The sequence below is a fragment of the Pseudomonas entomophila genome (assembly GCF_013523165.1).
In the GTDB taxonomy this organism is placed as follows: Bacteria; Pseudomonadota; Gammaproteobacteria; order Pseudomonadales; family Pseudomonadaceae; genus Aquipseudomonas; species Aquipseudomonas entomophila_A.
In genome coordinates this window covers 49,663-62,296 of the sequence record NZ_JAAMQI010000018.1, presented here as the reverse complement: position 1 = coordinate 62,296, position 12,634 = coordinate 49,663, and the positions used below count along the sequence as shown (strand labels likewise).

11 protein-coding genes are annotated in these 12,634 nt (G+C 65.8%); all 11 read right to left on the bottom strand.

All coding sequences use genetic code 11. The features are described from left to right. Window positions 1-22 precede the first annotated feature (22 nt). The 11 genes from icmH to G7Z99_RS14825 all read right to left on the bottom strand — a co-directional run bounded on the left by icmH (window position 23) and on the right by G7Z99_RS14825 (window position 12,607). The gene (icmH, locus tag G7Z99_RS14875; protein WP_181095038.1) at window positions 23-739 is read right to left on the bottom strand and encodes a type IVB secretion system protein IcmH/DotU; all 717 of its coding nucleotides are present in this window, start codon (window positions 737-739) and stop codon (window positions 23-25) included. Beyond that, window positions 736-2,079 (bottom strand): type VI secretion system baseplate subunit TssK, encoded by a 1,344-nt coding sequence (tssK, locus tag G7Z99_RS14870; protein WP_181095037.1) that lies wholly within the window; start codon window positions 2,077-2,079, stop codon window positions 736-738. Before tssK ends, icmH begins: the two co-directional genes overlap by 4 nt. After that, the gene (tssJ, locus tag G7Z99_RS14865) at window positions 2,076-2,801 is read right to left on the bottom strand and encodes a type VI secretion system lipoprotein TssJ (RefSeq protein ID WP_181095036.1); all 726 of its coding nucleotides are present in this window, start codon (window positions 2,799-2,801) and stop codon (window positions 2,076-2,078) included. The genes tssK and tssJ overlap by 4 nt, the downstream gene beginning before the upstream one ends. Before the next feature lie 20 nt (window positions 2,802-2,821). Next, window positions 2,822-5,419: a type VI secretion system ATPase TssH gene (gene tssH, locus G7Z99_RS14860; RefSeq protein WP_181095035.1), complete on the bottom strand. Its 2,598-nt coding sequence runs from the start codon at window positions 5,417-5,419 to the stop codon at window positions 2,822-2,824. Beyond that, entirely contained in the window at window positions 5,416-6,486 is a 1,071-nt protein-coding gene (gene tssG / locus G7Z99_RS14855; protein ID WP_181095034.1) for a type VI secretion system baseplate subunit TssG, read from the bottom strand. Before tssG ends, tssH begins: the two co-directional genes overlap by 4 nt. Next, entirely contained in the window at window positions 6,450-8,270 is a 1,821-nt protein-coding gene (gene tssF, locus G7Z99_RS14850; protein WP_181095020.1) for a type VI secretion system baseplate subunit TssF, read from the bottom strand. The genes tssG and tssF overlap by 37 nt, the downstream gene beginning before the upstream one ends. Continuing rightward, window positions 8,270-8,752 (bottom strand): type VI secretion system baseplate subunit TssE, encoded by a 483-nt coding sequence (tssE, locus tag G7Z99_RS14845; protein ID WP_181095018.1) that lies wholly within the window; start codon window positions 8,750-8,752, stop codon window positions 8,270-8,272. The genes tssF and tssE overlap by 1 nt, the downstream gene beginning before the upstream one ends. Before the next feature lie 26 nt (window positions 8,753-8,778). Next, the gene (gene tssC / locus G7Z99_RS14840) at window positions 8,779-10,281 is read right to left on the bottom strand and encodes a type VI secretion system contractile sheath large subunit (protein WP_181095016.1); all 1,503 of its coding nucleotides are present in this window, start codon (window positions 10,279-10,281) and stop codon (window positions 8,779-8,781) included. 11 nt (window positions 10,282-10,292) lie between these two features. After that, window positions 10,293-10,832: a type VI secretion system contractile sheath small subunit gene (tssB, locus tag G7Z99_RS14835; RefSeq protein ID WP_181095091.1), complete on the bottom strand. Its 540-nt coding sequence runs from the start codon at window positions 10,830-10,832 to the stop codon at window positions 10,293-10,295. Window positions 10,833-10,895: 63 nt separating this feature from the next. Then, a complete protein-coding gene (locus G7Z99_RS14830) occupies window positions 10,896-11,645 on the bottom strand; it encodes a hypothetical protein (RefSeq protein WP_181095014.1) in 750 nt (249 codons plus the stop codon). Window positions 11,646-12,088: 443 nt separating this feature from the next. After that, on the bottom strand, window positions 12,089-12,607 hold the full coding sequence (locus tag G7Z99_RS14825; protein WP_258197049.1) for a hypothetical protein: 519 nt from the start codon (window positions 12,605-12,607) through the stop codon (window positions 12,089-12,091). Between the last annotated feature and the right edge of the window lie 27 nt (window positions 12,608-12,634).

The window sequence follows — 12,634 nt, the reverse complement described above, 5'->3', positions numbered from 1 at the left end:
CCTGACTCGGCTACCTGAGGGCTCAGGCACTGAACAGCTGGCGGATTTGGTCGGAGAGGGCGGCGACGTCCTTGTCCAGCAACCAGTCGAGCGTCAGGTACACCACGACGCTGACCAGTGCGATCAACGCCAGGTAGACCCACAGCGGTACTTCGTGGCGCAGCATCTGCGAGACCTGGTCCGGCAGCGCCCAGTCGGGGGCCAGCGCCTTGGGCGGCTTGCGGTAGCGGGCGATGTCCTGGCCGAGGGTGTTGGCCAGGTAGCGCAGCTGGTCCTTCTGGCCCAGGCCGAACTTGCCTTCGAAGCCCAGCGCCAGGCACAGGTGGTAGACCTCCAGCACGTCGATGTTCTGGCGCACATCGGCACGCAGGGCGTCGATCTTCTCGAAGAATCCTTCGCCGGCCAGGTGCACGCCGAAGTAGCGGAACTGCAGCGGTTGCAGCTCGAAGTGCGGGCGCAGGAGGTTGTCGCCCGAGCGCAGCACGCTTTCGTCGAGGAACGCGCACAGCGCGTACTGGGTGTCCTTGACCTGCCCGACGCTGTAGTTGGCGGCCCGGGCATCGCGCTCCAGGTTGCCGAAGAAGCGCTCGACGCTGGCGTCGAAGGCCGGGACCGAGGTGACCTGGCGCCCGCGGCGCAGCATCAGCGCCATGCTGATGAAGTCCTTGACCAGGTCCTTGAGCGTCGGTTGTTCACTGGCAGCCGCCACGGCGCCCTGTTGCAGTACGGCTTCGGTCATTTGAGCACCGCCATCAGTTCAAGCTTGAGGTTGGGAAGGGCGCTGGGCGCGTAGAAGCAGATGGTCTGCGACTCCATCATGCGGTCGTACACGTGGCCGTGGGGTTCGATGGCGAAGTACTGGTTGTCCAGACGCACCGGGATGGCGTTGGGCAGGCGCGCGGCGTGCACCAGGGTCACACCGGGCATGGCGCTGTTGACCACCACTTCGATGTCCTCCGGCGAGCCGATCTTGATCGCCCGGGGCGCCATGTCCAGCAGGGTCGCACCGGCCATGTCGGCATGCACCGCGATGTAGAAGTCGGCCTCGGTCAGGCGCTGGTCGTGCAGCTGGCCCTGCCAGTAGGACGGCTTGGTCTGGGTCAGGTGGATGACCACGCACTGGTTGGGCACGACGTTGTCGAGCATCACGCGGATCATCTCGTCGAGCCGCACCAGCGACGCCGCCGGATCGTGGTGGTCGTACTCGGGGATGTCGCTGAGCTGGGTGTCGAGGGTGAAGGTCAGCAGCCCGCCGGCCAGGTCGGCCAGGAACAGGTACAGCCGCTCCGGGTGCAGGCGCGGGTGGGCGAGCAGGTGCGCCAGTTGCGGGTGGGCGCGGTTGACGGTGTTGAGCAGCCAGAACAGGGTCACGTCGCTGGAGCCGAACTCGGCGATCTGGTCGGCACGCTCGCGGCGGCGACCGGAGAGCGCCTTGCTCTTGGCCTGCAGCGCGCCGAGCAGGCGCTTGCCGATGCCGGCCAGGGTCTCGTGGCTGCCCAGGTGCAGGGTCGGGTGGACGAAGTGCGGGTCGAGGTTGAAGCCGCCCATGCTGTTGCGGGTCAGCTTGGCCAGGGCGCAGTGGCTGAATCCGTCGAGGCGGTCGCCGTCGACCAGCAGCACCACGTTCAGGCGCAGGCTGGTGATCTCGTTTTCCAGATCGCCTTCGTTGAGGTCGGGCAGGGTGTCGAACTGCTTGCGAAAGCGCCGCGAAGCCTTGTGCGCCTGGTCGTCCTCGACGTAGTTCAGGCCGAACGGTTCGGGCAGCTTGAGCGCGGCGTAGACCTTCAGGTCGTTGGCCTTGAGCAGGTCCTTCAGGTCGCGCGCGGCCGGCAGCGGGTCGTGCTGCGGGGCGTCGTACAGGCTGCCGTCGGGGAACACCAGCTTGAGGCGCTTGAGTTGCAGCGAGCCATTGGACAGCGCGTCCTCGTCCACCTCCAGCAGCTGCACGCCCCAGTGGAACGGGGTGCCGCGCAGGGTGGCCTCGGCCAACTGGTGCTGGTGGAATTCATCCTGGTACTGGAAGTGCTGGGGCAGCAGGAACATGCCTTCCGACCACATCACTCGGCTCTGCTTGCTCATTTGACGCTATCCACGAGAGGGTTGAAGGAGGCGTCCGCCGCGTTGCGGGCCGAGGTGCCCACCGCGTCGGTCGTCTTGTCGATGGCCGCGTCCTGCACCTTGTCGGTCAGGGGCTTGGGCACCCAGGCCGGTTCGCCGGGCACGGCCAGGCGGTCTTCGGCCGGTGGCTTGTTCAGCACGTCCACGCCGCGCATGGCCTCGATGCGTGTCTGGTCCACCAGCACGCGCAGGCCGTCGGAGGAGAACCAGATGCCTTCCTTGCGCAGCGAGTTGGCGTCGAAGGCGACTTTCCAGCGCGCGTCCTGGTCCTGACGGAAGAACGCCGCCACGCCGACGTACCGGGCGTTCTTGGCCAGCGGCCACTGGTCGATCTGACCCATGCCGGGCAGCAGGGTGATCTCGCGGGTCTCCACCAGGGTGTTGCCCAGGGCCTTTTCCGGCATGTCCCAAAGCGTGTCGGGGCTGGCCGCCGCGAACCGCTCCAGGTCGGTCAACTGGTACACGCGCATGACCACCGACAGCGGGTGGCCTTCGGCGTCCGGGTTGAGCTGGTTGCCACCGTCGGAGGTCAGGATCAGGTTTTCATGGTCGGCCAGCATGTCGGCCGCCCAGCTCTCGTCCATGCGCTTGCCGATGCGGTCGGTGACCCCGCAGCCGACCAGCGCCAGCAGCAGCGCGGCGGTGGTCAGGTGCTTGAGGGCAGTGTGGGTGTGTGAGGTCAAGGCTCGCTCTCCGGGTGCGGTCAGGCCAGGCGATAGGCGAAATCGCCATCGCTGCCCAGCTCGATCGTGATGCGCTCGATCGGCGCGTCCTGGGCCATGCGCTCGAGCACGCGCTGGGCGAGTTCGGGCATCAGGGTCTGGGACAGGATGTTGTCGATGTTGCGGGCGCCGCTGTCGACCTCGGTGCAGCGTGCGGCGATGGCCTTGACCAGGGCCTCGTCGTAGACCAGTTCGGCATGGTGGTTGCGGGCGAACCGCTTGGCGATGCGCTCGAGCTTCAGGCCGACGATGCGCTCGAGGATCTCGTCCTGGACCGGGTAGAACGGCACGATGCTCAGGCGCCCCAGGAAAGCCGGCTTGAACACGTGGTTCAGCTCGTCACGCAGGTCCTCGACCAGGGCCGCCGGGGTCGGCAGCTCGGTGGCATTGAGGCAGGCCTGCATGATGTGCTCGGTGCCGGTGTTGGAGGTCAGGATGATTACCGTGTTGCGGAAGTTGATCTCGCGCCCTTCGCCGTCGTCCAGCACGCCCTTGTCGAACACCTGGAAGAACAGCTCGAGCACGTCGGGGTGGGCCTTCTCGACCTCGTCGAGCAGCACCACGCTGTAGGGCTTGCGCCGTACCGCCTCGGTCAGCACGCCGCCTTCGCCATAGCCGACGTAGCCGGGCGGCGAGCCCTTGAGGCTGGAGACGGTGTGCGCCTCCTGGTACTCGGACATGTTGATGGTGATCAGATTGCGCTCGCCGCCGTACAGGGTGTCGGCCAGGGCCAGGGCAGTCTCGGTCTTGCCCACGCCGCTCGGGCCGAGCAGCAGGAACACCCCGATCGGCTTGTTCGGGTCTTCCATGCGCGCCCGGGAGATCTTGATGCGCTTGCCGATCTCGTGCAGCGCATGGTCCTGGCCGAGCACGCGCTCGCCCAGCAGTGCCGGCAGGCGTTGCACGGTGTCGATCTCGTCGCGCAGCATCTTGCCCAGGGGGATGCCGGTCCAGCCACTGATGACCTGGGCGATGGCGCTGCCATCGACCAGGGCGTGGACCAGCGGCTGGTCGCCCTGTACGCGGGTCAGCTCGGCGCGCAGCGTGTTGAGCTGCTCGGCGTCGGCCTCTTCGCTGGCGTCGAGCGCCTTCAGTTGCTCGACCAGTGCCAGCTCCTGCTGCCATTGCGTGTTCAGCTGCTGTTCGTGGGCCTGGGCGGCGTCGAGGGCGGTGTGCAGTTCGCCCAGGCGGCGGGCGTGGTCATGGCCCTTGCCGGCTTCGTGGTCGAGCACGGCGATTTCCGCCTGCAGGTTGTCGATCTGCCGACGGCTGTCTTCCAGTGCGCCGGGCTGCGACGACTGTGCCAGGGCGATGCGCGCACAGGCGGTGTCGAGCACGCTGACGGCCTTGTCGGGCAGCTGGCGACCGGTGATGTAGCGGCTGGACAGGCGCACGGCCTGCACCAGGGCCTCGTCCATCACCGCCACCTGGTGGTGCTCGCGCATCTTGCCCAACAGGCCGCGCAACATGTGGATCGCCTGGTCTTCGTCCGGCTCCTCGACCTTGACCACCTGGAAGCGGCGGGCGAGGGCGGCGTCCTTCTCGAAGTACTTCTTGTACTCGGCCCAGGTGGTGGCGGCGATGGTGCGCAGCTCACCCCGTGCCAGCGCTGGCTTGAGCAGGTTGGCGGCATCGTTCTGCCCGGCCTGGCCGCCCGAGCCGATCAGCGTGTGCGCCTCGTCGATGAACAGGATGATCGGGTGCAGGCTGCGCTTGACCTCCTCGATCACCGCCTTGAGACGGTTCTCGAACTCGCCCTTGACCCCGGCACCGGCTTGCAGCAGGCCCAGGTCGAGGGTGTGCAGGGCCACGTCCTTGAGCACTGCGGGCACGTCGCCCTGGGCGATGCGCAGCGCCAGGCCTTCGACCACGGCGGTCTTGCCGACCCCGGCTTCGCCGGTGAGGATCGGGTTGTTCTGGCGACGGCGGGTGAGGATGTCGACCATCTGGCGCACCTCGAACTCGCGGCCCAGCACCGGGTCGATGCGGCCTTCGCGGGCGCTCTGGGTCAGGTTGACGGTGTACTGGTCCAGCGCCGGGGTCTTGCCGCCGGCCTTGCTGGTGCTGGCCACCGGGGCGGCCGGGCTGGCCAGGGGGCTGGCCAGTTTCGATTCGGGGCTGCTCTCGACCAGGGCGGCCAGGTTCAGGCGCAGGTCGTCGGCGTTGATCTTCTCCAGCTCCGGGGCCGAGCCGATGACCACGCGGCGCAGTTCGGCATCGTCGAGCAGCGCTTGCAGCAGGTGGGCGCTGCGCACCTGGCCGACGCCATACTCGATCGAGGCCAGCAGCCAGGCCTGCTCGATCATGCGGGTGATGTGCGGGGAGAGCGCCGGGGTGCGGGTGTTGCCCTTCTTGAAGGTGCCGAGCGCGGTCACCAGCTGCGCCTGCAGGCGCTCGGCCACCACGTCATAGTGACGCAGGATCGGCGCCAGGTCGCTCTCGCCGTCGTCGAGCAGTTGCAGCAGCAGGTGCTCGACCTCGACGTCGTAATGGTGCTCGGACAGGCACAGGGCTGCAGCGCTTTCAGTGGCCGCGCGGCTGGTTTCGTTGAGCTTGGCGAACAGAGACTTCAGGTTCACAGGGCGACCCCATCGTAAGGAATGTGGAAGACGGCGCAACGCGAAGGCTCCGCGTCGCGGTCGGGACGTTTGAGCCAACCCAGCCAGCCCAGGGCGACGTTGCCCTGACGGCCCAATTGCGCGCGCGGCACCGCCTCGCGCTTGATGCGCGGGGCGATGTCGAAATCGAGTTCGGCGCCGACGTAGAAGCGCACCAGTTCCACCAGTTGGCGGTAGCACGGGGTGCCGGGCTGGAAGCGCCGGTAGTCGGCCAGGTCCAGCGGGCCCAGCTCGATGCGGATGCTCGACTGGTAGTCCCAGACCCGGTCCCCGGCCACGGCGCTGTGGCCGAGCTGGGCGTTCTTGCGCCCTAGTTGCGTGCGCTGCTCGGGCTGCAGGCGCAGCCAGCGCCCGGCGAACTGCCTGACCTGGATCGGCAGGCCGAACTGGAAGCCGAGCATGACTTCCAGGTTGAGCGCGTTGCGCGGCTTCTGGCTGAACAGCCCGGCGAAGTAGCTGAACAGGTCGCGGCGCAGGGCCGAGGGGTGCTCTTCGAACTTCAGCGCACGGGCACGCGGGCCCAGGCCGATCAGGCTCAGCAGGTAGCCCTCGAACGCCGAGCTGTCCTTGCGCTCGTGCTCGATGTGGAATTTGTACTTCTGCCACGCTTCGTAGAACAGCGTGGTCATGCGGTGCGAGAAGATGTCCAAAAACGCATGGGCGGCATCGTCGCGGTACTGCACGTGGCGTTCGAGCAGCAGCTCGGTGTACGGGCGTGGCAGCACGCCCGACGGGCCCACCAGCCCCATGAAGGTCACCTGGACTTCCGACAGCGGCAGGCCGGCCGGCGATACCTTGCCTTCGCGCTCGAAGTGCAGGTCGCTGACCTCGCTGGCCGGGAACGCCAGCGACAGCTGCGTGCGAAAACGCAGCGGGTCTTCGTGCGGCCGGGTCGCCAGGTCCATGCGCCCGGAGCGGCTGTAGTGCAGGCGGAGCAGACGCACCAACTGGAAGAACTCGAAGCGGTGCGGTTCGGCTCGGGCCTGATCGATCAGACCAGGGGCTGATCGCCAGTGCGGGCTGGCCATTGAACGACTCTCTTCTCTCGTTGTTGGGTACGTAGGGTCAGTTGGGTGAAGCTGTTCATCGAGCAGTACTGGCCGAAGAAGTGGTCCAGCACCTGGCCGAACAGGAACACGCCGCTGCCGATGAACTGGCGCTCGTCCAGGGTCAGGGTGATGCCCACACCGCGCACGAAGTTCGGGCGCGGGTGGCCGATGCGCGCCACCACCGGCTCGCTCTCGATGGCCTTGATGCCGTTGATCTGTTTGCGGATGGCCGAGACGTTGCGGTAGTTGTACAGCGACAGCAGTTCGAGCAGCACTTCGCGGCCCTGGCTGACCAGCGACAGGTGGTTGAGCGACAGGTGGGCGATCAGCCGCCAGATCAGGCCCTTGCCCAGCGGCACGCGCACGCTGGCGGTGGGCTTGCGCAGGCAGCGGATGTCGTCGATCACCGAGTTGGCCGGGATGCTGAAGTCGCCGCGGTCGCCACCGAAGGGCAGCATCAGCGGCACGTCCCGGTTGCTGCAGGTCAGGCTGATGCTGAGGGTGTCGCTGCCGCCGTCGATCAGTTCCAGGTCGCGGTCGACCACGCGGATGCTCATGGCCGTGGCGTCGGCCTGGTTGCGGCGCCGGGCGATCCAGAAGCTGGCGTGCGGGTCGTGCTCGCCACGGGGTTCGAAGAACGGCTGGCAGGTGGCGACCTGATCGATCCCGCCGAGCTTGCGCACCCGTCGCACGCGGTCGATGGACACCACCTCGGCAGCACTGTGCATGCGCGTGTCGGGGATGACCGGGTACTCGTGCTGGGTGTGGGTCAGCTTGATCGGCTCGGCCTGCTGACGGAACAGGTTGATGATCGGCGTGCAGTTGAGCTTGAAGTTGTTGCGCCCGATCGTCTGGGTCAGCCGCGCCAGGCGGTCATTGAGATCGTAATCGGCAAAGTAGAAGTTCAGCTCGACCTGCGCCAGGGCCTTGTCGCGCAGTGGGCGCGCCAGGCCGGTGAGGTCGAAGAACATGAACTTGTCGGGGAAGGTGAAGTACTCGTGCAGCAGGCGATAGCCCAGGAACGAGCGCTCGGAGTAGTCCACCAGCCCTTCGTCGCGGCCATAGCCGACGCTTTTGAGGGCATCGGCGGGCAGGGCGATCTCGCGGCGACGGCCGTCCTCGTCGAAGCTCAGGGTGACCTTGGCCAGGTTGTTGAACAGCAGCTCGTACAGCTGCAGCATCAAGGTTGCCTCGCCATCGAGGAAGAACCGCAGCCGGTCCAGCGCCAGTTCGCCGAACAGCGCCTCGCCGCTGGCCTGCAGACCGATGCGCAGGCGTGCCACCAGGTCGGCGCTGTGGCCATTGAAGGCCGAGCGCTCGAGTTCGGCGAAGGACGCCTGCTGCACGGTGATCGGCCAGAGCGACACCGGGTAGCAGGTGCGGAACCGGCACACCACGCCGTCCACGGCATTGGCGTGCAGCTCGGTGTGGCGTGGCACCTCGTAGGCCTCGGTGACCTTTTCCTGCTTGCCCAGGCTCAGCTCGACGATCGACATCGACGGGGTCGGGCGCAGGTAATGCGGGTACAGCACCTCGAGGAACGACTCGACGATCTCCGGAAACTCGTCGTCGAGCTTCTTGTGCACCCGGGCCGACAGGAACGAGAACGCCTCGATCAGCCGCTCGGTGTGTGGGTCTTCGCAGTTGTCGCCCTCGATCAGTAAGCGCGAGGCGATTTTCGGGTACTGCGCAGCGAACTCCTGGCCGAGGAAGCGCAGGTGCGACAGTTCCTTTTCGTAATAGGGCAGCAGTTCGTCGAGCATCAGTTGAGGTTCTGTACTGTGTATTCTTGGGTGTTGACCTGCAGCACGGCGTCGAAGGACACCTGGCGGCTGATGTCCTGCAGGCGCAGGACCGCATCCACGCGGAAGGTCAACATGCGGTGGCCGTCTTGCTGGGCCAGCAGCTGGACACGCACGCGGTGAAAGCGTCGGTCCCCGGTGGTGATCGCCCGCTCCAGCTGGTGCTGGATCAGCCGACGATCGTGTGGGTCGAGCACGCTGCGGCTGGTGAAGTCCGGCATGCCGTACTCGAGGATGGACCCGGCCAAATGCGGGAAACCCTCGAGTTCTTCGGCGACCAGGGACTGACGCGTGTTCACCAGCACCTCCAGGTCACGCACGATGCTGGCCTTGTATTCGGCCAGGGAAAACGTGCGCAGGCCGCTCGGCTCGGTCGACTGGTGCGGACGGTCGTCCAGCAGTCGATCGAGCAGCGAGGGCAGGAGGCGAGGCGGGTTACTCATGTGTCGTCCTTGTACACACCGTCCGATCAGCTACGCGCGCCTTGGGGCAACTCGGCCACCAGGCGCAGCGACGCGGTCAGTTCGTCCAGCTGGTAGTGTGGGCGCAGGTAGGTCACGGCCTTGTACACGCCTGGCTTGCCCGGCACCTCGAAGACCTCGGCGCGCGCTTCGCGCAGCGGGTACTTGGCCTTGGCTTCCTGGCTGGCGGTGTCGTCCAGCAGCACATAGCTGGCCAGCCACTGGTTGAGGAAGTTCTCCACGTCCATGCGCGAGGCGAAGCTGCCGATCTTGTCGCGCATGATCGCCTTCATGTAGTGGGCGATGCGCGAGGTGGCGAAGATGTACTGCAGCTGCGCCGACAGGCGTGCGTTGGCGTTGGCGATGTCGGTGTTGTACTGCTTCTGCTTCTGCGCCGACTGGGTGCCGAAGAACGCGGCGTAGTCGGTGCCCTTGCAGTGCACCAGCGGGATGAAGCCCAGGTCCGACAGCTCCTTCTCGCGGCGGTCGGTGATGGCGATCTCGGTCGGGCACTTGAGGGCGATTTCGCCATCGTCGGTCTTGAAGGTGTGGGTCGGCAGGCCTTCGACCAGGCCGCCGCCTTCGACGCCGCGAATGGCCACGCACCAGCCGTAGCGCGAGAACGCGTCGGTGACGCGGGTGCCCAGGGCGTAGGCGGCGTTCATCCACAGGTATTTGCTGTGGTCACGGCCATCGACGCTCTCGACGAAGTTGAATTCCTCCACCGGCGTGGTATCCGGGCCGTACGGCAGGCGACCGAGCACGTGGGGCAGGGTCAGGCCGACGTAGCGGGAGTCTTCCGAGGCGCGGAACGACTTCCACTTGGCGTATTCGACGGTGTCGAAGATCTTCGCCAGGTCGCGCGGGCCGGACATCTCGGTGAACGAGTCCCAGCCGAACAGCTCGGACGACGCCGCCGAGATGAACGGTGCATGGGCCGCGGCGGCGACGTGGGAGATCTCCTCGAGCAGGTACATGTCCTCGGGGCTGCGCTTGAACTCGTAGTCGCCGATCAGCATGCCGAAGGGCGCGCCCCCGAAGGTGCCGTACTCTTCTTCGTAGACCTTCTTGAACAGCGCGCTCTGGTCGAATTCGCTGGCCGACTTGAGGTCGCGCACCAGGTCCTTCTTCGAGGCGTTGAGCAGCTGGATCTTCAGGTTGGTGCTGGTCTCGGTCTGGTCGACCTGGTACTTCAGGCCGCGCCAGGAGGCTTCCAGCTGCTGGAACTCGCTGGCGTGCATGATCTCGTTCATCTGCTCGGAGAGCATCGAGTCGATCTCGGCGATGCGCGCGTCGAGCACGGCGATCAGGTCCTTGCTCGGCGTCACTTCGCCTTCCAGGACCTGGTTGACCAGCTCGCCGATCAGGTCGCGGGTGCGGTCACGCTCGGTGTCGGAGCGGGCCACGCGGCTCTGCGAGATGATGCTGTCGAGCAGCGACGGCTGGGGCGCGAAGTGCTCGACTTCGACCAGGTCGCTGGCCGGTTGGGATTCGGTGTGCTTGTCGGTCATGGTCAGGCTCCTCAGGCGCGATCGTCGCTGGACGGGTCTTTCACTTCGGCCTCACGGCCGAATTCCTTGCCCAAGGTCTTGAGCTTCTCGGTGTTCTGCAGCACGTCCATCAGCAGCTCTTCGAGCTTGTCGTTGCCGCCCATCTTGTTGCGCAGGTCGGCCAGCTTGTTGCGCACTTCCAGTAGCTTGCGCAGCGGCTCGACCTGCTTGACCACGTTCTGCGGCTCGAAGTCTTCCAGGCTGTTGAAGTTAAGCTCCACGCCCAGCTGCGTGCCGTTCTTGGCCAGGGTGTTGTCCACGCGGTAGGCCAGGCGCGGCTTGATGCCCTTGAGCACGCCGTTGAAGTTGTCACGGTCGATGAAGATGAACTTGCGGTCCTTGAGCTTGGGCAGCGGCTCGAGCGGATTGCCGGAGAAATCGCCCAGCACGCCGACGACGAAGGGCAGTTCCTTCTTCTCGATGGCATCGCCGATGTCCACGTCGTAGGTGATATGGACCCGAGGCGCGCGAACGCGGTCGAGTTTGTGCTGGGTGCTTTCCTTCTTCGCCATCGTGTTCTCCAATGCGAGCGTTTCGCTACGAATCATGGCGCCGCCCCTGGTCGGGGCCGCGCATTACAATCCTTCGATCGTCAGCAGCAGGCGCTGACGGATGTCGTCGTTCATGTCCAGAATGTTGTCGCGCCCGACCAGCTCCTCGAAACTGGTGTTGCCGGCGATCTGCGTGCTGCTGCGGATGACCGCGTCGTCCGGCAGGGTCGAGCGCACCGGCGAGCTGAGGATGCAGAAGGGCAGGTCGCCCAGGCCCTTGAGGCGCTCGAAGCTCAGCGCGAAGCGCAGGCCCTCGAACAGACGGCCCAGGCCGGGGGATTTGCTCAGGCAGTAGAACAGCACCAGGTAGTGCACCACGAAGCGGTACAGCTCGGCGCTGCTGCGGTTGGGGTCCTTGACGACGTCTCGGAACTTGGCCAGCTCGAAGGCGCTGAAGCCCACCACCCAGCGCGTCGGGCTGATGATGCGAATGACCTGGCCGCTCGGCTCGAGGACCTTGTCGTATTCCAGGGGGAAGAGTTCGGGCGTGGTGCTGATCAGGTTGAGCGGCACGTCCAGCTCGCTGACCAGCTGGAAGGGCGCGGCCGAGCCGACGCGCTCGTAGAGTTCGATGAGCGACTGGAAATGCCCCTGGGTCTCGCGGCCACTGCCGCGCTGGGCGCCTTGCAGGTATTCGCCGAACAGCGTCTGCGGACGAATCAGCGGCGCCACGGTCGCAAGGTAGTCCGCCGCCTGCGCCTTGAGCGCATCGGAGATCGCGCGCGTCTGGCTACGCAGCTTGATCAAGGCTTCGACATCAAACGTCTGTGTCATTCGTACATCGTCCATGAGCCTGCATGAGCGTCCTGAAACGCCGGTGGCGTGGACCCGAAAACGCACCACTCGGCCCGGTGCGTCTGGTGCTGGCACATGAATATCGTGTTGCCAGCAATGCCGAGTAGGGCACCCCGCTGTGGAAGAAGTTCCTGCGAGGGGGGTGATTTTTTCCCTGTTTGGAGGGGTTGCGCAATGGTGGCTTGGTGCTATCTATGGGTGGTTTACGACCCTAAAACTGGGGGCTTGGGCCTAAAGGCCTTGGGCGATGCAGGGGTAAGGGACATTTTTGAGCGGTTGCAGAGGATTTTTTCAAAATGTGAACTGCGTCTCAAATATGAGACGCGTCATGGAGTTGTCGGTGAGGCGGTCGAGGGGTGGAATGATGGCATTACAGTGACGGGATTGGGTCGCATTGCCCTGGCACGACGCTGGCTGGCGGTTCAGTTTCGTCCATCCACCTGGATGCACATATCCTTCCCATCGACCCGCTTGCAGGGCCAGTGATCCTTGATGTAGAAGTCCGGCTTGAAGCACAGCCGATCATCGTTGACCCAGAACAGCTGCCAGGCCGAGCCTGAAATCAGCAGCTTCGAACACGGGGAGTAATCCCGAGCGAGCAGCGCTGCCGTGGTTAGCACCGCTAAGGCCGGCGACACGTACAGCATGGACCTGAGCGTGATCTGCAACGACCGGACCTGGAAGCGGAACAGTCGCGACCCTCTGGGCGGGTCGAACTTCTCGCCGCGCCAGACCGCGTTCGCACAGCCCACGACGATGAGCGGCGTGACCACTAGAGGCGCCAGCAGGAAGAAGCCCAGGTAAGGCGTTTCCACGACCGGGGCATGGCGCAGGATTCGCCCGAACAGCGGCAATACATCCGCCGCCAGCCAATAGGCCGAGGCCACGCCCACGGCGAGCATGCCCAAACCCAGCACGCCTGCGATCAGGCGCAGCCCCATTGGGGATGGCTGCGAGGAGGGCGACGA